This window comes from Bradyrhizobium sp. 33ap4 (assembly GCF_032654765.1).
GTDB classification, from domain to species: Bacteria; Pseudomonadota; Alphaproteobacteria; order Rhizobiales; family Xanthobacteraceae; genus Bradyrhizobium; species Bradyrhizobium australafricanum.
The window spans coordinates 1-19,484 of sequence record NZ_JAUMTJ010000100.1 but is presented as its reverse complement, the minus strand read 5'-3'; the positions used below and the strand labels follow the sequence as shown (position 1 = coordinate 19,484).

Here is a 19,484-nt window from a genome sequence, read left to right as displayed (position 1 = left end):
TCGTGCCGCCAGAGAACTTGCCGATCCTAAGCTGGCTCGGTATCAAACCGTCAAAATCACTGTGACGAGCCACTAGTGGCGGTCGCTGCCTGCACGATTCAACTGCGTGGTGGAGACGAGTCTCCGCTGGCATCGAAGGGGAAGCAGACGACCGATGCAACCAGCTCCGACCTCGAACGCTGTCGCGGCGTCACGCCGGAGGAAACAGCGGGTTATCGCCATTGCCAGCAAGTTTGGGCCGAAAACCGGCGCCGCTTCTTTGGCAAGAAAGACAGCGTTGTAGCTCCCGCCCACGATGACTCGGCCAGTTCGACGCTTGCCCCAAAGGATCAGAGCCGTATCCCGCAGGGATCTCCGAACCTGGCTACACCTGAGGCGAGCAAACCATGACTGGTACGGGGATCATTGACCAGTTCCTGGAAACGTTCACGCGTTATATCGACAACGGCTTCGGGCTGCTCGGCAGTGATGTCGGATATCTCGCAACGACTCTTGCGGCGATCGACATCACCCTCGCAGCGTTGTTTTGGAGTTGGGGAACGGACGAGGACATCATCGCGCGCCTCGTCAAGAAGACGCTCTTCGTGGGGGTCTTTGCCTACCTCATCGGCAACTGGAACAGCCTGGCGCGTATCGTCTTCGAGAGCTTTGCCGGTCTTGGACTGAAAGCATCGGGTGCAAGCCTGTCCGCATCCGATTTCCTGCGACCTGGAAAGATCGCGCAAGTCGGACTCGACGCCGGCCGACCGTTGCTCGATTCGATCTCCAACCTCATGGGCTACATCAGCTTCTTTGAGAATTTCGTCCAGATTGTCGTTCTCCTGTTCGCTTGGGTCGTGGTGTTGCTTGCCTTCTTCATTCTGGCGATCCAGCTCTTTGTCACGCTGATCGAATTTAAACTCACGACGCTGGCCGGTTTCGTGCTCATTCCCTTTGGTTTGTTTGGCAAGACTGCCTTCGCAGCAGAGCGGGTCCTCGGCAATGTCATCTCTTCAGGGATAAAGGTCCTGGTCCTGGCCGTCATCATCGGCATCGGCTCGACCTTGTTCTCTCAATTCACCACCGGCTTCGGCGGCGCCCAGCCGACCATTGAAGACGCGATGACCCTGGTGCTCGCGGCACTCTCCTTGCTCGGCCTCGGTATCTTCGGTCCGGGTATCGCAAACGGCCTTGTGTCAGGCGGACCACAGCTCGGCGCCGGCGCCGCAATTGGAACAGGCGTTGCTGCCGGCGGCATTGTTGCGGCGGGCGCGGGACTTGCCGCGGGCGGCGCTGGTCTCGCTGGCGGCGCGATTGCCGGCGCCGCGCGTAGTGGCGGTGCTGCCATGAGCGGAGCATCAGCGGCCTACCGCAGCGGCGGCATTGCCGGCGTCGCGGAAGCCGGCGCTTCGGCCGCCATGAGCCCGTTGCGTCGTGCAACGGCTGCGGCTGGTGGAGGTGGGCAAGCCGGCGCGCAGGCCACCAGCACTTCGGCCGAAGGGCAGCCCGATTGGGCGCGGCGCATGAAGCCTGCCGAGACCATTCGGCACGGTGCGTCGGCGGCCGGCCACGCGGTCCGCTCAGGCGATCACGGTGGCAGCGGCTCTTCCGTCGATTTGTCTGAAGGAGAGCGCTGACACGCAGCCATTGCACCTCGCCACCCGCTGCGCGGGCCACTCAAAGGCGGATACCGCACGACTCGAAACCCATCACTTGATCTCAAGGGCAACTTTCGATGTTCAAACGACCTTCCGTTCATTACGGGCGCATGCCCGAACCGGTTACGCCGTATCAAAAGGCAGCGCAGGTTTGGGACGAACGCATTGGATCTGCCCGCGCGCAGGCCAAGAATTGGCGCTTGATGGCCTTCGGTTGCTTAATGCTATCGGCTGGTCTCGCAGGTAGCCTTGTTTGGCAATCGAGCCAAGGCTCGATCACGCCCTGGGTGGTTGAAGTGGATCATCTCGGCCAGGCCCAAAGGGTTGCGCCGGCCAACATCGGCTATCAACCTACTGACGCTCAGATCGCTTACCATCTGGCGCGCTTCATTGAGGACGTCAGAGGCCTGCCAGCCGACGGCATCGTTCTGCGCCAGAATTGGCTCCGGGCCTATGATTTTACGACGGATCGTGGCGCGGCTGCACTGAACGACTATGCGCGCACCAATGACCCCTTCGCCAAGTTGGGGAAGGCCCAAATCTCGGTGGATGTCTCGAGCGTCATTCGCGCGTCGTCGGAGAGCTTTCGGGTCGCCTGGACTCAACGCACCTACGACAACGGTTCGTTGAGCTCGACCGAGCGCTGGACTGCAATTCTCTCGATCGTGATCGAGACGCCGCGCGATGCCGAACGACTGCGCAAGAATCCCCTTGGAGTCTATGTCCGCGCCATCAACTGGTCAAAGGAGTTGAGTCAGTGACCAAGACGCCGTCTGACGTTTATTCGAAGCATCCTATCGTGCGCAGTGGGTTCAATTCGAGTCGGTCCGACCTGGTGGCCGCGAAGCGAGCACTTCTACCTGCTCTTCTGTTTTGTTCGTCGGCGCTCGGTGGGTGCGCGACCTACATACCGCCACAGATCAGCTATGATGCGGAAGTTCCTTCGATGCCAGCATCGCCAGCGCCTCCGGACGACAAGTCGCAACCGCTACACGTTCCGCCCCTCTGGAGGCCGGCTCTCGGGGGCAAGGCGGCCGGGAAGGAAGAGCCTGAACCCGTGAGCCGGATTGAGACGGCAAACAGCGCAGCCCGGGTCGAACCGCGCAAGCGGGGGTATTTCAACGCAGCGCAGATCTATGCCTACAGCCCCGGGGCGCTTTATCAGATTTACGCCGCCCCGGGACAGATTACGGATATAGCGCTTGAGGAGGGAGAGCAGCTGACCGGATCTGGGCCGATCGCCGCCGGAGATACCGTGCGCTGGGTCGTTGGCGATACCGAAAGCGGAAGCGGCGATACGCGCCGGGTCCATATCCTCGTCAAGCCGACCCGCGCATCGATCGAGACCAATCTTGTGGTCAATACAGACCGGCGCACCTACCTGATCGAGCTCCGCTCGCGCGAGCGGCCATACATGCCATCGGTTGCCTGGTACTATCCGGAAACAATGCGCGAACGATCGCGTGCAGTCGCTCTGAGACCCATCCTTCCGGAGCCCGCGCAACGCATTTCCCGCTACGCAATTGAAGGCGACAGCCCGCCGTGGCGGCCGCTGGCCGTCTATGACGATGGCCGCAAGGTCTATGTCGAATTCCCTCAGGGCATCGTGCAAGGCGAGATGCCACCGCTCTTTATCATCGGTTCAGACGGCAAGACCGAACTTGCCAATTACCGCGCCTACGGCAACCTCCTGATCGTCGATCGGCTGTTCGCGGCTGCCGAACTGCGGCTTGGCGGTGAGCACCAGCAGAAAGTCAGGATTGTCAGGAAAGACGGGAGGCCGTCGTCATGAATACCGAGGACGGAAACGATCGCGATCAGGCGACTCAGCCGCAGGCGCGAGACGGGCAATCCGGAAGTTTCCGCTTGAGAGCAGAGCATGCGCGCGTGACACGGTTGTCACGGAAGGTTCTGACCGGCGGGAGCGCGGTTATCATGCTCGTGATTGGCGGAACTGTTTTGTGGTCGCTGCAGAGTAACCGCTCCCCAAACCATGCGGCCGAGGAGCTTTACAGCACAGACCATCATAATGTGGCCGACGGGATCGCGACGCTGCCGAAGGACTACACGGGCGCTCCACGCCAATCGATTCCGCTGCTCGGTCCGCCACTCCCTGGGGACCTTGGACGGCCGATCCTTGCTGCTCAGGGGCGGTCGCCAACCATCGGCTCAGATCCAGAACAGCAGCGCCGAGACCAAGAGACTGAAGCAGCCCGCATCAGCCGCTTGTTCGCTGCGAACAATGGTGGTGAAATGCGCGCGCCCGCCGCTGCGGCCGCTGGAACCGACCGCGTCGCGTCTCCAAGCGCGACGAACTCTGCCGATGACGGATCGGCGCAGAACGGTCAGGACCGGAAGCTTGCCTTCGCGAACGCTTCTGTGGACCGTCGCACGGTCAGCCCGGACCGCATCAGCGGGCCGGCTTCGCCATACATCTTGCAGGCTGGGACGGTCATTCCGGGAGCCCTAATCACTGGGATTCGATCAGACCTCCCAGGTCCGGTCACAGCGCAGGTAACTGAGAATATTTTTGACACGCCGACAGGCCGCTTTCTGCTTGTGCCCCAGGGAGCGCGTCTAATCGGTATGTACGATAGTCAGGTCACGTTCGGTCAGTCGCGCGTCCTGCTGGTTTGGACGCGGCTGATCATGCCGAACGGACGTTCTATCGTTCTTGAGCGGCAGCCTGGCACTGATAACGCAGGCTATGCGGGTCTGGAAGACCAAGTCGACAATCACTGGGCAGAACTATTCCAGGCTGCGGCACTATCGACGCTTCTAGCTGTTGGGACGGAACTAGGCGCGGGCTCCGACACAAATAGCAACGACAGCGCAATTATCCAAGCATTGCGACACGGGGCCTCCGACTCACTGAATCAAACGGGACAGCAGGTCGTTCGCCGCAGTCTCGGCATCCAGCCTACCCTGACCGTGCGACCTGGCTTTCCGGTTCGTGTTCTGGTCAATCGTGACCTCATACTTGCGCCGTATGGAAAGTGACAACATGCCAAAGCTCAAAATAGCGGACCTTCCAGACGATAAGCCGGTCAAAGTGAGTACGGAGCTGCCGGCGGCCGTGCATCGTGACCTCATTGCATATGCAGAAGCCCTTAGGCGTCAAGGTGGTCAAGCGGTCGAACCGACTAAGCTCATCGCGCCCATGTTGGCGCGCTTTATGGCCACGGATCGAGGGTTTTCTAAACTGAAACGTGAGGGCCACGTACCGGCCACTGGCGAAGGGAAGTGATGCTCAAGGTTTCTCGACAGTTGAGATATCGTTTAGCGTTCCCACGTCCGCCCCAAACAACTCCGGCAGCCAGGCTTTGTCCACTTTCGGATGCGAGGGCGCTTTCGTTGATCACTTCATGCGCGGTACGCTTCTCCGGCCATCCACGCTGACGGGCACGTCTCCATCGATCGTGGCCCGACGTACGACGCGATGCTGGTCCCCGTAATCGTTGACCGCGTAATGCTGCGTCGCGCGGTTATCCCATATCGCGATATCGCCCTCTAACCAGTTCCACCGCACAGTGTTTTCGGGCGCGGTGATATGAGACTGGAACACCTCGAACAGCTTTTGTCCGTCGTATTTGGGCACCCCAATAAAGTGCTTCACCAAGGCGCCGAGTACTAGCGTCCGCTCGCCTGTTTCGGGATGGACACGCACGACGGGATGCTCAGTCTCAAAAATCCTGCTGGTGAACACATCGTCAAAGTGTTTCTTGTCAACGTCACGGACGCGCGCGATCCCAGCGTAATCGAAAACGTTGCTGTGAACAGCCCATAGCTCATCGGCAAGCCGTTGTAGCGGGGGCGGCAGGTCAAGGTAAGCGGCAGCTGTGTTCGACCACACGGTATCGCCTCCGAACGTTGGCATTACAACGGCTCGCAAGACCAAAATCTTGGGATAGGCTTCGGCGAAGGTCCCATCGGCATGCCAAACATCGGCGCGACCGCCGCCGCGAGTGGAGTCCAGTTCGAGGAGCGACGCCGTTCCCTTGGCAGCACCGAGCATCGGATGCGGCACTAGCTTTCCGAGACGAGCGGCAAAGCGCTCCTGCTCGGCGTCGTTGAGATGTCCTTGATTGCGAAAGAAGATAACCTTGTGCTCGAGCAACAAGCTGTTAATTGCGACGATCGTGTGGTCCGGTAGATCGCCCGATAGCTCGATATTTTTGACTTCGGCACCGATGCGCGCTGCACGTTTCACAACATCGCTGCCCGGAATGACGTCACCGATCAAAGCCGCTGTGCTCATGTCGTTTTTCCAAGGCCTTTCAGTTTCTTCCCCGCCCCTTGGTAACGAATGATCTGCAGCAAGCATCATGCCAGGCGAAAGACCGAACATGTAGCGCCAGATGGCACTAAGCGGATCGTGATATTTGGCACGAGCTGTCGGACTTGATCCGCGGTTCGACCGAGTAAAAGAACTCGGCTTTCGATCTCACTCTTCGAATATCATCGGATCGTGAAGACGAAGCGGATAGCAGCAGCGGGCGAACGGCGGATCTTCAGCTGTGTTCTTATGGTCACTTAACTGCGCTGAATAATGCAATGCTTTTGCAAAACCGGCAATAATTCATGATGGTCATGAATCATGTAGTCGGGCCCTGCGGCGCACAGGCGCGCTTCGGAAACAAATCCCCCCGTGATCGATACGTTAATAAGACCGAGATTGCGGGCAATCTCGGTCTCAACTGGCATGTCACCTACGATGACGGTTCTTTCTGGGGATAGATCATTGGCCTGCATATACAAACGCAGCCGTTCTTCCTTGCTCATGCTCCTAAACTGGGTAGCGCGGCTCTCAAATGCCAAGATATCCCTAACTTGAGTCTTGATTCCGAGTCTTCGCACTTGTGTGCGGATCGGTTCAACAATGTGATTGCTAACGATGACGGTTTGAACTGATCTCTGATCAAGAGCGAGCAAAACGTTTCGTGCGCCCTTGCGTAAGGCCGCGTTGCGCGCCAAAAATTCGTAGGCATCGTGGAAAATGGCGCTGTCGTTACTATTCACGACTTCGATTTCATCTTCCGACATGTCTAGGTTGCGGAAAAGAACCGAAAGAGGGAGTTCGAACTCCTCTCGAAGCCTGTGCATATCGACGGCTGCGCGACCGAAGCGGCTCAGAATTGCATTAATGGTTTGCAGCACGGCATTGGCATCATCGAGCAGCGTACCATTCCAGTCGAAAACAACGGCGGATTTCATGCGTGAACCTAGACAAGTAATCGTGCGATATTCTCGTGTTCGAGACTGGCTGTTTTGTTGGTCCGGTGCGGTCCTAGTGGGTTAGGCCCATACAGAGTTGTCAGGGGAGCAACGCGCGCCAGTGCGCTCAACGGGCGGACCGTGATTCCGAGGCGAGATGGAGGCGGAGGGCGTGAGCATTGCTGCTTTGACGGCTCTATTTCTGGATCGATTTGCTTGAAGCAATGGTCATGCCAGCCGGCCATCAAGGCCGAATGGGCTTTCGTCGGTCTGAACGCGTGCTAGGCGCGCTGTACTGGACATGACACGAGATTGTGCCTCTGTCAGAATACGGACACGAGTCTACAAGGTCCGGTAAGTGCGGGCCGATTGATCCGCTCGTGAAATTCGGGCGCAATTGATACTGGGGTAGTCCCTCCGTGATCTGTCCGGCTAGTGAGGCGAATGGGCTTCTACCTGAGTCGCTAAGTCGAAAGTCGGGGGCGTCAACGACTTTCCATTGAGAGGACTGGAGCAATGCTCAATTGTCGCCCATCCTATCTAGTGCCAGCAACCACTGATGCGACGAGGAAAAAAATGTCTTGAGCGGCGCAACGGCTAGACTGATGCCGCTGTTCTCTGTGAGAACTGCACATGTAAGATCGCTATGTGTCGACCGCCGCTGTTGGTAACGGCCATGCATGGTATCGTCTCAGGCCTGAACTAGGATAAGAGGCGCAACTTCCTGGTCCCGCGCCAGTTTGCTCGCGGCTAGGCCGGTGGCGACACCAATGCGATCAGGCATGGGGCGATTTTGGCTCATCTTGCGCTTGCTTTCGACCTTGGTGATCGGGATGCGTACGCCGACGATTTCACGCAACTGGGCGGCAATGAAATCCACGGGAGCATCGCTGACGGCCCAAGGTGTCGCACGTGACGTTTCATGGATATTCGTAAGGCGCGTCACGATGTCAAGCAGGCGATCGGGATCCTCGAAGAACCCAATCGGCCCATGGGCATGGACCGCGATGTAATTCCATGTCGGCACCACGTGCTCAGCTTGTCGTTTACTGGGATACCAGGATGGCGTCACGTAAGCTTCCGGGCCAGTAAAGATCGCCATCGCATCTCCGATCGTGGCGGTGCGCCATTGCGGATTGCGCTTCGCAAGGTGCCCGTACAGCGTGCCGTGCTCGCCTTCGCTCTCATCGAGGAAGAGGGGAAGCGGCGTCGCAAGGGGCCCGCCCGACGTGGCCGTGATCAGGTTGGCCAATCGGGCGCAGCGGATTGTCGCTCGAATGTTCTCGAGGTCGTCATCTCGAAAGGGGCATGGTATATACATGGAAGGCTCTCGGTGGAGGTCGTCGAGATAACCCAGGTCAATGTGCGAGAAAACTGCCAGTTTCAGTCGGCCCCTTGGAGGTTCGCCGTTGGATCCGCCCGCCTTGCTCGTGGCTTGGCCGCCTCGTGATCGCCCGCTGACGTGCTCCTGGGGCCGTGATGTAACCGAGCAAGGCAATTATGACGCGACAGTCCGGTTCCATGGGGCGCTCGCTTTCATTCGCCGCTCTGAACATCTGAGTTTCCTCGGACAAGCGAGCCGGACTGCTGCTTACCGATTGGTGCGTGCCACGTTCAACTTGGAACTTGCCAACAGCCGGCTTACTGAGAGCAGAGCGGACAGCGGTGCTGATAACTTTCCATCTGGCTGCGCTGACAACTCCCTCAACGCCACCTCGATATCTCTTATGGCACTTGCGGTGGGCGAACTTTATGAATGTCGGAGGTTCCGATCAGCTTGATCTAATCGAGCTGAAGTGCGGGAGGGACAACCCGTTATGGACGATGGTCTATTTTACTTAAGCCACAGTGTGTTCGAGGCGAAGGGGTGGTGTCATGAGCGAGTTTAATTCAGCGCAGGAAGCGTTCTGTTCGGCCTTTGCTTATCGCGATTGCGGCGATCCTTTTGTTTTTCTGATCACGTTCAATCATCGGCCATCCGCTGTTCGATTGTCACTCCCTCGCGTCCGCCAAACCTTGGTATGCGCCGACGCCGCTAAGACGGCCTTGCTCCGTTCCGTTACTGGAGTTAACGCTGGGCCATTGGTTTGGCTTAAGGGTATACAGTGAGCGACGTTCGCGAATTTATCGACTTCTGGATCGAGAATAGCGTTCATGCCGTCGAGCAGTATCGGACTCCCGGCGCGTCGCAGGATGTGGCCGAACTCACTCAGCGCCTTGTCGAGGCAGCCAAAGAGCAGGATATTTCTGAAGCCGACTTGCAGGCTGAGATGAACGATATCTCTGAGTACATTGGAGAGCGACTCAGGGCTGCAAATAGGGCTGAGCGCGAACGGCGCACGCCCACCTAGGAGAGCGAAGTCCGCTTACCTACCAGCCGGTAAACCGGCTCAATGCGACGTTCCTCAACATCCGCTGCTGCTCAGCCATAAAGCTGCCACCATCCGATTACGCGAACACCGTGACAGCCGCCGCTCAGCTATTCGCCTTCAAGGCCCTTGAGGGACATCATGGCATTGAGGTTCTTAATGGCGGTGTTGCGCTCGCTCAGTTGCCGCGTAATTTTGCCGTCTACCCGCTTGAAAAACCCGAACGGCGTTACACGAGAGTTGCCGTGCAAGGCCAACATTGTGAATTGTTCCGGGGGTCGTCAGCTTATCGACAGCTAAGGCCCATAGCATGGGAAGGTCTCTAGCTAGACTGACAAGTCCGGCTTGATTTGCCTAGATCTGGCAGAGGAGGATCGGATGGATTGCTTTGACAATATCAACAGCTTCGACGACCCAGATCTCACGCAGACGTCTTTGCGCCGGCAGCAAGTGCTGGGGTGGGCGAGTGAGGCTCGGTGTTTGACGATCCTGGATCAAAGCCGCTGTAGTTGACCGCCTCTTCATTGTTCGTCGGTGGCACCCCAGACGGCCGGCTTCGAGAGCTGCCGTTGCGGCGTCTTCCTCTGGTGGAGCTGTGTCTTTCCTCGAGTGCGGCCGCATGCAGCTTTTTGGCCGTTTCCGGCATCTATGAAATTGGTAATGCAAGCAATGAAGAAGTCAGCGATACGAGAGCTTTCCCTGGTCTGCAAAGTGTGCGTTCTGACCATTGGGGTCCTGGTCTCCTCAGCAGCGGGCGCAACTGACGATTTGATGAGCGCTGCCAGGGAGGCTTTCAAACCGATTCCTTCGGTCGTCCCTGCGATAAAGGACAACACAGTCACCCACGAAAAGGTCGAACTTGGCAAGACGCTGTTCTTCGATCCGAGGCTATCGGCAAGCGGGATCATTAGCTGCAATACGTGCCATAACCTTGGCGCGGGCGGCGTAGATGCCGGTCCAACGTCAGTGGGTCATGGCTGGCAGCGAGGTCCACGTCGGGCACCTACCGTCTATAACGCAGTATTCAATGTGGCGCAGTTCTGGGATGGGCGCGCGGCAGATCTCAAGGCGCAAGCCACAGGCCCCATCCAGGCGAGTGTCGAAATGAATGCCACGCCGGACAGGGTACTCAACACGTTGAATTCGATGACCGACTATGTCGTCATGTTTCAGAAAGCGTTCCCGAATGAGGCGAGGCCCGTCACCTTTGACAATTCCGCCAAGGCGATCGAGGCTTTCGAAGCGACTCTGATTACACCTGCTGCCCCGTTTGATCAGTACCTGAAGGGCGATGAGCATGCTCTCGATGATCAGCAGAAGGCGGGACTAAAGCTATTCATGGAAAAAGGATGCTCGTCTTGCCATAATGGAATCAACGTCGGTGGACAGGATTACTTCCCGTTCGGCGTGGTTGAAAGGCCGGACGGAACGCTGCTGCCATCCGCCGACAAGGGCCGTTTTGCGGTTACCAAGGTAGCCAGCGACGAATACGTTTTCCGCGCCGCGCCGTTGCGCAACGTCGCGTTGCGGGCACCGTACTTCCATTCGGGCCAGGCCTGGAGCCTTAAGCAAGCGGTTGGCGTGATGAGTGAGACCCAGCTCGGCGCGAAGCTTAGCGATAAAGAGGAAAACGACATTGTAGCGTTTCTAAATTCGTTAACTGGGCAGCTGCCCAAGATCGAATATCCGAGACTGCCCACGCGTAGCGATGCGACGCCACGGCCCTCTCTAGACAAATAGGGCCGATAAGCCGGATGCCGTGCGTCCTTGGTTCAATCGATATTCAAAGTGTGCGCGTCGCTAAGTGTGCCCAATCTCAATTGTTGTTGTCCAGGCGACTACACATCCCAGTTCGCCTCGCCTCAGCGACGCATCATGCGGCGCGTTTGTCCCAAGCCTCGAGTGGTCGTTCTGACTCCGCGACAAAAACGGCTTGCTGTCGATGAGATGAACTTTGCTGAGTTAAATCGCTAAATCCTGCTACGTCCTTGTTACCGAAAGCTCGTCGCTGTCGAGTGTTGGACCGTCTCCAGATCAGCATCCTCGAACCGTTCGCATGGTCTCAAACATACTGTACCAATCTGAGGTAATCGTCTGTAAGGACTGGTGAACGGATGGAAGAAGCTGCGTCGTGAAGGAAAGTATTCAGAGTCCTGCTAGCGCGAATGCGGCCTTCGAAAGATAGCCTTGCCGGCTTGCGAGTACGGAGGGTGTTCAATTCGGAACTGACGAGGTCAGCCGCGAGACAATCTGAGGCCGAGAACGAACCAGTAGACATGACGGCTTGTGCCAGTCCTAATGTGGTGAGCCAACCCGCATAGATTAGTACGGCGCCATCTGTCTCATTGAGTCCAGAGAGTTCCTCAATTGCAGCAGCGTGGAATGGTGCCGCATCAAGAGACAGAAAAAGATCAGCTATTTCGTCACGTGTGGCTCGAGAGAGAAGGCAGCGGCCGAGATGTGATAGGAGCGTCTCAGTCGGCCCCTCGAAGATGCGGAGAATGCGAGCGTCTCGATAGATTTTAGCTACAGGAGTCCCCTCATCGTAACCGCGGCCACCTAACAGTTGGACGCATTGATCGGCAACGAGGCCGCACCACTCCGAGGACAAAACCTTCGTTGCTGACGCAAGGTGGACGTTCGGTGCGCCCTGCGCTGAGACAAGTCGGCAGGATGCACCCAGCATTGCCTTCACGACTTCCCGTCGGAGTACCATCTGTCCAAATGACTGCTCGATATAGCTGTTCTCGATCATGCGCAGCTTGCCTAGTCGACGACGGCTTGCATATGAGGCTGCGACCTGAATAGCACGCTCAAGGGCTCCAAGACCCATAGCAGCCACACCGATGCGCCCGCGGTTCATACTAGATGCTGCTGCTCCCCAGCCGTCTTGATCGCGAGAGAGAACGTAAGCGCTCGGCAGCTCGACATCGTGGAACTCTAGGGTGTTTTGAATAATACCGCGCAGACCGAGTGTGCGATGCTCGTGCGTGACCTTTAGGCCCGGAGCCTGCCTATCAACTAGAACGCCAACGACCCGTCCTTTCGCATTGGGACCAGCGGCTCGCGCAAAACAAACGATCCAACGAGCCCAGTCAGCGAGGCCGATCCAGATTTTGCGGCCAGAGATGCGAACTCTATCTTCATGCATGAAGGCCGACGCTTCTATATGTCGCGGGGCAGAGCCAGCTCCAGGCTCTGTTAAAGCGAAAGCGCAAAGATCGCCGCGTGTTGCGCCCCACATGACCTGCCTTTGTTCAGGGATGTGCGGTGCCGCTTCGATGCAGGGCAGGGCCAGAAAGTTATGGATCACGAGGGTAGAGGCAGCAGAGACATCGAAGGATGCAGTCGCGGAGATGAGGTCGATGGCCTCTTGCAAAGGAAGGGCTAACCCACCGTGCTCTGTTGGTGTAGTGAGCCCGAATAGCCCATGTCTTGCCAATACGCTGTGTAGGGTCGGAGGGAATGCCCGACGGTCATCCGCGTCTGCAAAATTCAACTGACTGAGGTCATCGATCAAACGGGAATATAAGGTAGTAGCTGCACCAAAGTCAGATGTGCGCTCCTGCGCCTCCTCGCATAAGGGGTAAGCTTGAGTGTACATATCCATAAAGCCAGATTGATTGCGCGCGTGCGTTATGACAATCATCTTCGTGGCTGGCTCGAATAGACATTGGTATAGGTGAATGCGAGCGAAGCATATGCAGATTACCCAGATTGGGAGTCATCGCCAGGGCTGCGCGGCGGGCGTCAAGCTGCATCTTGCAGACTAACCCATCGAGGGCGTGTTCGCGACCGTGCGATACGCTCCAGGGACTCGTCGCGTCGAGATCGTGCGGTGCTGCACGGTACTCGCGATGTCGCGCCGGAACTCCGACAGGAGGAATCTCCTTGAGCTGCACATACCGATTGTTCGTCAGTTCTCCAACGTGACTCCCGCCGTCTTGATCGCGTCGTACCTTTTGGAATTCCTCGGGGCCCTTGACGAGCCGGCGCTTGCGGTCGGCTTGCTCCTCCGAACTGGCAGTGGTGTCCGCAACTTTGTCGATCGCTTTGCCGGCCATGTCGCGAGCGCGCTGGCGTTGGCTTTCAGTCTTGGGCCGCACTGCGGTTGACGACGTCGACGCGATCTGGAGCAGCCTGCGGATCGCCTCGGGGCGGGAAGGCTCATCGGCCTGCTTCTCGATCCACTTGTCGATCGCCTCGAGCTCTATGCGGTCTTATTGCCGACGTGAGCTTGCGTAAAAGTAAGCGGGCAATGGTGACATTGTCGGCGTAGCCGTGGATCTCGACGTCCAGCATGCGTGGCTAAGAATCAATGCTGGCAACTGGAATAATGATGTCTCGGCCAATCCCGCAACCGTCTCAAATGGCATCGATTTCTCTTCGATCCCCTCAACCGGCGCCTGGCATGCGTTCTACGGCGGAAATTATCCGGGCGTCAGTTCAACGGCAAACTTCGGAGCTTCTGCCTTCGCTCACGCGGTCCCGAGCGGCTTTTCGTCTTGGGACGCATTGGCGGTGTTGTAGGAGTTTGCTAGCGTCGATTGCTGGGGGTCTGAAATAGAAATGCAGTGGAGCGCTCTCGGCCTACAGATATTGCCGCACGGTTGCCGGCGGCCGATCACGATGGCTCTCGTTGTCGGCCTGGTGTTCGGCGCCTACATGGCGATTGCGGATGGACTGGCCTTCCGTAAAGTCATTCCGCCAGAGCAGGCCGCGCTGGTGCTTGTTACTCAGCGACGGTCCTGATCATACCTTTCTCGGCGCGTGCTGTATTCGAGGAGGTGATCTTCCGCCTGATCGTGATGTCCGCGTTAGCCTGGCTCTTCGCGATCGCCGCCGGTCGCCCGCGGTTATCGTGCTACTGGGGCGCGATCCTCAGGGCTGCCTTGGTGGCCTATCCCCTATATTATCTGTCGTATCTGATGACTCTTGATCCGACGCCCCTGAGTTGGGTTCGTGGCGCTTCATGGGTGCGGCGGCTTACTCTGGGGCTATCTCTATTGGCGCCATGGCCTTGCGGCCTCGATCGCGGGGCACGTTAGCGCGCACCTTTCGCTGCAGCCGCTGTTAGGCTTCCTGTTCGGCTAGGCCGACCGGCCAGGACACGATATTTCGAGACTCACGGCGCAGCTTTTTTGGGGCCGCTATCCTCTGCGATCGCGCCTGCTGAACATGCTTAGAAACCCGCGCGGCAGCCGCGGAAATTCACATCTGGTTGGTGCTACAAAGGCAACCATATCGCTTGTGTGGCGCGAGCTGCGGTCCTAGTTTTGTGATCGCTCAATGGCTTGAATGAGATGATGCAGATAATCGTCATTTCGGGAGGAGCGCAATGGCCAACTCGCTCATTGTGCGCAAGGACCATCTACCTCAAGCACAGAAGATACATCGGGCGGCACAATACGTCCGAATGTCCACTGACCTCCAGAAATACTCGACCGAAAACCAAGCGGCTGTTATCGCAGCTTACGCCGCCATTCATGGGCTCACACTCGTTCGCACCTACCGCGACGATGGCGAAAGCGGTCTTAAAATCGAGAAGCGAGCCGGTTTGACCGCGCTGATCCGTGACGTCCAGTCTGGCGAAGCTGACTTCGGTCACCTGCTGATCCTGGATGTTAGTCGCTGGGGACGGTTTCAAGACGTCGACGAGAGCGCGCACTATGAATTCCTCTGTCGGAAGGCAGGCATCAAGGTAGCCTATTGCGCCGAGCAATTCGACAATGATGGCAGCCTTCTGTCGAGCATTGTCAAAAATATTAAGCGGGTGATGGCGGCGGAGTACAGCCGGGAGCTTTCAGGTAAGGTCCATGCGGGAGCTTTGCGGTTGGCGGGGCTAGGCTTCAAGATGGGCGGCTCAGCCCCCTATGGATTGCAGCGACTGGTCCTAGACGAACACTCAACTCCAAAGGGATTTCTTGGCCGGGGCGAGCGCAAATTTCTGGCGTCAGATCGTGTACGACTTTGCCGGGGAACGCCGGATCAGACGAAGGTCGTGAGATGGATCTACGAGCAGTATCTGAGTGGAAAATCGCCAAGAGGTATCGCGCGCGAACTCAATCGGCGAGGCATTGTAAACAGCCGAGGCGCTCCGTGGTGCAAGAATGCGATATGTGATCTTCTTCGAAACGAAGCATATATCGGTACTTCCATTTATAATCGCACGACGGAAAAGCTGGAGACAAAGAGAGCGCGTAACCCACAGTCCCTCTGGATCAGGAAGGAAGGCATCATCGAGCCTACTGTCGAGCGAAACGTGTTCCTGCGCGTGCAGAAGGTTATGGCGGCACGGCGGCTCATCAAAATCCCAGAGGAGGAAATGCTGCTGAGGCTTCGAAAGCTGCTGATGAAGAAGGGCAAGCTGAGTTCAAGGATTATCAACGAGTGCCCCGGCATGCCCTCAGTCACCTCGTTTTCGGTTCATTTCGGCACGCTTAAAAACGTTTATCGACTGATTGGCTACACGGGCAATCAACACTATTGGGACAAACTCGCCGCGCACAAGCAATGGGTCGAATTTCATCTTCAAAATGCAGCTCGTCTTCGTGTTGCCCTCGAACAGGCAGGCTCGTTTGCTAGACTTGATCGCTCAGCCAAGTGTTTGAGGTTGGATAAGGCTGAGAACGTCAGCTTTCGGGTCGCCAGATGGTGCAAATATGGGGGCCGAGTTGTACGCTGGATGATGCGTAATCGCGTGCGACGGCTAGAGGGGTGGGTGATTATTTTGAGAATGGACGAGAACAACCAATCGTCCCTCGATTATCTTCTGCTGCCGTCGGCATCGCTGTTGTTTAATGGCCCTTGGTTTCGGCTCTCTGAAGAATCTCGGGCGGTGCACAACATTGAGCGCTTCGATACTTTTGACGAATTATCTCGATCGCTCGTTAAGAGGCTCTGCAAAATAACGCGTGCCACTCGATACAAGTCGAAAAAGGCGGTGGTCGATATGTCCAAGCCGAAGAGGGGACGCCCGCGAGCCACCTAAGCCAGCGCGCGCACCGGCTGTACCAGGAAGGTACGGGTAATCGTCCCGCTACATGCCCGGAAGATAGGTATTAGAAGCCGGTTTGCGAGTTCCGCATACACCAATGGCGCATTATCTTGCCCGCGCCAAGTTGCGGAAGCTATGTGGACGCAGCGGTGCACGCTGCACGCTAGCGCAACTAAAGCACCAGCGCCGGCTATGGGGCGCTGGTGCTTTTTGGGTCAGCCGATGCCTTTGGCGAAGTTGATGACCTCGCCCCAGTCCAGTCGAGGTCGACCCAACCGACCTTGCCGCAAGCGCTGCACTTGAGTGCGCCGAGATTTCAGCCCAGTCCCAATCGGGCAAGTCGGCAAGCTTCAGCCGGCCGTTGTGGTGATAAGGCGGACGGGACCAAACTAAAGATATGCAAGCCTGGTCCGCTCACTTCCGCGCCGCTATTCGAGCAGCAACCGAATTGAAGTTCGGGACTTCCCTCTAAGGTTGAAGGCTTGGTAGGCTGGCCCCGTTCTGGCGGAGGGTTCGCCTATGGATGGTTTCATTCTTTATTTGAGCCTTATGGGCATCGGCATTTTGATTTATCTGGTTGTGCGCAATGAGCGCGGCATGATGGCTTCCGAGGCCGAAGCCGTGGCCACGCAGGCTGCCTCTAAGCTCGGCGTTGAAATTGCGGAAATCAAGAAGAGATCACGATCACAAGCTGGGGCACGTTCTCCCGATTCGGCTTAGGGCTCGAGATCCTTATCGAGGCGATCGCGCTGTTCGGCGCGACCTCCATCTTTCAGCAAATTCAGGCCGGCGTCGCCTTCATCGGTACCACGATTGTTTGCGGCCTTGGCGTGGCTATGGGGCGAAGGCGAACTTACCGTGTCTACCGAACCGAGTCGAAGACTGAGTCCCCCTTACAGGAGTAGCTGTGTCAGAAGAGACGAATTGACCAATCGTCTTCCTGTCGGGCGACCGGAATTTTATGCGGGCACGGTCATGACGGAAGTCGACGGGCCAAATGTCCGCATTGTTTACGGCGCGCAAATGATCAGCGCTCGATCAGCACGCACCACGCAACTGAAAAGCCATTGCATCTGGCCGCCCCTCATCGCCCAACGAAGTGCGAGCGGCGGCGGAATTGGCAGTTTTCCGCGAGACGAGCTTAGCTCCAACCAACACGGCTGCCTGCAATCTCAATTAAGGCACCTGGTGATCGAATCACGAAGATAAATCATTCAGCCCGCCAGTTCACGCCGGCGGGTTTTCCCTTGGCGCAATTTCCATTGTTTTGAGTGGTCGACGGCGGCGCGCGCTATGTTCAGTCATGGCTTTCACCGCCTCATCTTCGTCGGCGCAAAAAGCGATGCTTCGCCGATCGGCAAACACGAGCCACTGGCGAAGCCCAACTTCCCTGATGACGTACTCGGTCATTTTCGAGCGTCCTGCAGCGAATGAACTGCATCTTATGCAAACGACGTTGCTGTTCCATTAATCAGAATCCGGCCCAGGCGGTGAGCGCGCACCGAAAGGGACAAGCTTTTGTCGGTCTTTCTTTTCGAATGGGAAGGGAAGGCGAGTTCGCCGAGGGTGCCATCGAAGGGCGTGGCGCTCGCCGTGCTGGTCGCCGGCCTTCTCGACAGGCCGCTTCCGGATCGTCTGCCTGATTGGGTGGCCGACTGGATCTAATTAAAAACCTGTCTCGGAAATGACGCCGCCGGTCTCAAAAATACACGCCCGGCGGCGTTTCCTTCCTGAACTGGGACGCTGAAATCCCCCAGCACCAAGCAAACTGCAGGGGCTGTGCCACGGGCCAATGACGTGAAGCCGAACGCTCCGGCATCAAGTGCGCGTGATATGTGAGGCCATTCACACTCGATCATCGCTAATCGGCCTAGCACACGCATGGGTGGCGAGTCGGTGGCGGAGAATCGTGATGCCGTTTTTCAGCAGCCAAAGCTTGCCGTCAGCAGCCGCCGCTTCAGTGCTCAGTATTCTCATGGGAGCAGTTGCCTTTGCAGCAGTTGGTTATGTGGAGTGGTCATCAGGCGTTAATCTGATCCACTTCATCGACCGGACTGCCGCGGATGCCTCAACGCCGGCTCTACCGCTCAAGGGGCGAACAGGTTGCGAGCAGGGCAATAAGCCGCTGCCGGCGCTTTCTCTGCGGCTCGAATGACACCAGCCCCGATTAACCTCCCAAGGAACCTACGCCGCCGGGCTTGAAATGCAGCATCCCGGCGGCGCCCTGTTCTTCCAGCCCTGGGCCCTGAAATCCCCAGTATCCGTAGACTAGCAGTCCCGTGGACCGATCGACCGTTGTCTCGTTAGCACACGGTTAAGGAAGAAGAGCCGGCGCCAGGGCCCGTGCGCCAGCTCCTCCCGAAACGGTGACCGTGCGAATTCCCCAATCGGCCCCGTCCCACAGAGAAGCGTGAGCCGGTTTGGTTGCTGATTTGCTAACGGCTGTTTCGGTCTTTATCCTTGCGGGACCTGACGCTCAGCGCTTAGGTTTCCCGCATTAGGACCAAAGGGAGTTTTGTCTGTGGCTACAGGTACTGTGAAGTGGTTCAACCCGACGAAGGGTTACGGATTCATCCAGCCCGATGACGGAGGCAAGGATGTTTTTGTGCATATTTCTGCGGTCGAAAGGGCGGGGCTGAGCAGCCTAAATGAGGGCGCGAAAGTCAGCTACGAAGCGAAGGACAATCGCGGAAAAACATCCGCCGAAAATCTGCGGGTGGGGTGACGCACCAGGAACAAGGGGCAATGCCGGGAGTCATCATAAGCTCCCGCGATAGGTTGCCCCCCGACCGGGAGTTTAGAGCGGCCTTGGCGTTCCCCGCGCCAAGGCCGCTACCGTTATTGTATGGCATCGCAGCATGAAAAAGCGCGAGATAGCGAAGGGCATTGCCTGAGTTTTTTTTATCATTTTCGGCGAGCCGAGGGGCGGGCGGTAATCCCTAATGGTGCTGCTTAGGCGCGGAACGGGGCGGCAACGCTGGAAGTCATCTTGCTTCCGTTGTCAGCGCGCCCGACGGCGGGAGCTTGGAATGCGGCCCCGACGCGCCCGATGACCGTGTCGGGGTCGTCTGCTGGTGAGGCCACTGCCCTAGGAGGCGCAGCGCGGCTTCAGATTGGCGGTCAGGCCAATCGCCGCCGGCTTCTCGCCCGGTGTCCCCCCACAAATGCTTTTGATCGTTTGTGCTACTGGGTCGTCCGTGAAGAATGCGGATTGACTTGAGAAATAAGCAGAATTGGTCTTGATGTAGTATTCGATTTTGCAGGAAA

General features: G+C 57.6%; 23 protein-coding genes. 17 read left to right on the top strand and 6 right to left on the bottom strand.

Annotated elements, in window-relative coordinates:
* The first annotated feature begins 75 nt into the window (after positions 1–75).
* From trbK-alt to Q2M23_RS41285, 6 genes are all read left to right on the top strand, one after another.
* On the top strand, positions 76–390 hold the full coding sequence (gene trbK-alt, locus Q2M23_RS41310; RefSeq protein WP_316399150.1) for a putative entry exclusion protein TrbK-alt: 315 nt from the start codon (positions 76–78) through the stop codon (positions 388–390).
* Positions 387–1,616, top strand: a complete 1,230-nt coding sequence (gene trbL / locus Q2M23_RS41305; protein WP_316399149.1) for a P-type conjugative transfer protein TrbL — start codon at positions 387–389, stop codon at positions 1,614–1,616. The genes trbK-alt and trbL overlap by 4 nt, the downstream gene beginning before the upstream one ends.
* 98 nt (positions 1,617–1,714) lie before the next feature.
* Positions 1,715–2,398: a conjugal transfer protein TrbF gene (gene trbF, locus Q2M23_RS41300; RefSeq protein WP_057018890.1), complete on the top strand. Its 684-nt coding sequence runs from the start codon at positions 1,715–1,717 to the stop codon at positions 2,396–2,398.
* Positions 2,395–3,429: a P-type conjugative transfer protein TrbG gene (gene trbG, locus Q2M23_RS41295; RefSeq protein ID WP_316399148.1), complete on the top strand. Its 1,035-nt coding sequence runs from the start codon at positions 2,395–2,397 to the stop codon at positions 3,427–3,429. Before trbF ends, trbG begins: the two co-directional genes overlap by 4 nt.
* Entirely contained in the window at positions 3,426–4,637 is a 1,212-nt protein-coding gene (locus Q2M23_RS41290; RefSeq protein ID WP_057018889.1) for a TrbI/VirB10 family protein, read from the top strand. Before trbG ends, Q2M23_RS41290 begins: the two co-directional genes overlap by 4 nt.
* 4 nt (positions 4,638–4,641) lie before the next feature.
* The gene (locus Q2M23_RS41285; RefSeq protein ID WP_069279444.1) at positions 4,642–4,884 is read left to right on the top strand and encodes a DUF2274 domain-containing protein; all 243 of its coding nucleotides are present in this window, start codon (positions 4,642–4,644) and stop codon (positions 4,882–4,884) included.
* Between the two features lie 111 nt (positions 4,885–4,995).
* Here Q2M23_RS41285 and Q2M23_RS41280 read toward each other — a convergent pair whose 3' ends face one another.
* The 3 genes from Q2M23_RS41280 to Q2M23_RS41270 form a co-directional block, all read right to left on the bottom strand.
* Positions 4,996–5,895: a TauD/TfdA family dioxygenase gene (locus Q2M23_RS41280; RefSeq protein WP_316399147.1), complete on the bottom strand. Its 900-nt coding sequence runs from the start codon at positions 5,893–5,895 to the stop codon at positions 4,996–4,998.
* 275 nt (positions 5,896–6,170) lie between these two features.
* Positions 6,171–6,851 carry an HAD family hydrolase gene (locus Q2M23_RS41275; RefSeq protein ID WP_057018887.1) on the bottom strand — a complete coding sequence of 227 codons (681 nt, stop codon included), beginning with the start codon at positions 6,849–6,851 and terminating at the stop codon, positions 6,171–6,173.
* Positions 6,852–7,542: 691 nt separating this feature from the next.
* A complete protein-coding gene (locus tag Q2M23_RS41270; protein WP_316399146.1) occupies positions 7,543–8,172 on the bottom strand; it encodes an FMN-binding negative transcriptional regulator in 630 nt (209 codons plus the stop codon).
* A 784-nt stretch (positions 8,173–8,956) separates the two neighbouring features.
* On the opposite strand from Q2M23_RS41270, the gene Q2M23_RS41265 reads away from it, so the two are divergent.
* On the top strand, positions 8,957–9,202 hold the full coding sequence (locus Q2M23_RS41265; protein WP_316399145.1) for a hypothetical protein: 246 nt from the start codon (positions 8,957–8,959) through the stop codon (positions 9,200–9,202).
* Positions 9,203–9,330: 128 nt separating this feature from the next.
* Here the strand turns inward: Q2M23_RS41265 and Q2M23_RS41260 are convergent, their stop codons facing one another.
* Positions 9,331–9,480 carry a hypothetical protein gene (locus tag Q2M23_RS41260; RefSeq protein ID WP_159109486.1) on the bottom strand — a complete coding sequence of 50 codons (150 nt, stop codon included), beginning with the start codon at positions 9,478–9,480 and terminating at the stop codon, positions 9,331–9,333.
* Positions 9,481–9,889: 409 nt separating this feature from the next.
* Between Q2M23_RS41260 and Q2M23_RS41255 the strand changes: the two genes are divergently transcribed.
* Positions 9,890–10,960, top strand: coding sequence for a cytochrome-c peroxidase (locus Q2M23_RS41255; protein WP_092090269.1), 1,071 nt, complete (start codon positions 9,890–9,892; stop codon positions 10,958–10,960).
* A 322-nt stretch (positions 10,961–11,282) separates the two neighbouring features.
* Here Q2M23_RS41255 and Q2M23_RS41250 read toward each other — a convergent pair whose 3' ends face one another.
* The gene (locus Q2M23_RS41250; protein ID WP_092090254.1) at positions 11,283–12,869 is read right to left on the bottom strand and encodes an acyl-CoA dehydrogenase family protein; all 1,587 of its coding nucleotides are present in this window, start codon (positions 12,867–12,869) and stop codon (positions 11,283–11,285) included.
* A gap of 632 nt (positions 12,870–13,501) precedes the next feature.
* Between Q2M23_RS41250 and Q2M23_RS41245 the strand changes: the two genes are divergently transcribed.
* From Q2M23_RS41245 to Q2M23_RS41220, 6 genes are all read left to right on the top strand, one after another.
* A complete protein-coding gene (locus tag Q2M23_RS41245) occupies positions 13,502–13,750 on the top strand; it encodes a hypothetical protein (protein ID WP_143029825.1) in 249 nt (82 codons plus the stop codon).
* Positions 13,751–13,849: 99 nt separating this feature from the next.
* The gene (locus Q2M23_RS41240) at positions 13,850–13,972 is read left to right on the top strand and encodes a hypothetical protein (RefSeq protein ID WP_283809544.1); all 123 of its coding nucleotides are present in this window, start codon (positions 13,850–13,852) and stop codon (positions 13,970–13,972) included.
* Positions 13,973–14,182: 210 nt separating this feature from the next.
* A complete protein-coding gene (locus Q2M23_RS41235) occupies positions 14,183–14,314 on the top strand; it encodes a hypothetical protein (protein WP_316399143.1) in 132 nt (43 codons plus the stop codon).
* Positions 14,315–14,558: 244 nt separating this feature from the next.
* A complete protein-coding gene (locus tag Q2M23_RS41230; protein WP_316399142.1) occupies positions 14,559–16,211 on the top strand; it encodes a recombinase family protein in 1,653 nt (550 codons plus the stop codon).
* Between the two features lie 525 nt (positions 16,212–16,736).
* Positions 16,737–16,937 carry a hypothetical protein gene (locus Q2M23_RS41225; RefSeq protein WP_316399141.1) on the top strand — a complete coding sequence of 67 codons (201 nt, stop codon included), beginning with the start codon at positions 16,737–16,739 and terminating at the stop codon, positions 16,935–16,937.
* 204 nt (positions 16,938–17,141) lie between these two features.
* The gene (locus Q2M23_RS41220) at positions 17,142–17,426 is read left to right on the top strand and encodes a hypothetical protein (protein WP_316399140.1); all 285 of its coding nucleotides are present in this window, start codon (positions 17,142–17,144) and stop codon (positions 17,424–17,426) included.
* An 18-nt stretch (positions 17,427–17,444) separates the two neighbouring features.
* On the opposite strand, the gene Q2M23_RS41215 is transcribed toward Q2M23_RS41220, so the two are convergent.
* Positions 17,445–17,627: a hypothetical protein gene (locus tag Q2M23_RS41215; RefSeq protein WP_316399139.1), complete on the bottom strand. Its 183-nt coding sequence runs from the start codon at positions 17,625–17,627 to the stop codon at positions 17,445–17,447.
* Between the two features lie 108 nt (positions 17,628–17,735).
* Here Q2M23_RS41215 and Q2M23_RS41210 point away from each other — a divergent pair, with 108 nt between their 5' ends.
* The 3 genes from Q2M23_RS41210 (at position 17,736) to Q2M23_RS41200 (ending at position 18,942) form a co-directional block, all read left to right on the top strand.
* The gene (locus Q2M23_RS41210; RefSeq protein WP_316399138.1) at positions 17,736–17,882 is read left to right on the top strand and encodes a hypothetical protein; all 147 of its coding nucleotides are present in this window, start codon (positions 17,736–17,738) and stop codon (positions 17,880–17,882) included.
* Between the two features lie 247 nt (positions 17,883–18,129).
* The gene (locus Q2M23_RS41205) at positions 18,130–18,372 is read left to right on the top strand and encodes a hypothetical protein (protein WP_316399137.1); all 243 of its coding nucleotides are present in this window, start codon (positions 18,130–18,132) and stop codon (positions 18,370–18,372) included.
* Between the two features lie 366 nt (positions 18,373–18,738).
* Entirely contained in the window at positions 18,739–18,942 is a 204-nt protein-coding gene (locus Q2M23_RS41200) for a cold-shock protein (RefSeq protein ID WP_028336518.1), read from the top strand.
* Positions 18,943–19,484 lie beyond the last annotated feature (542 nt).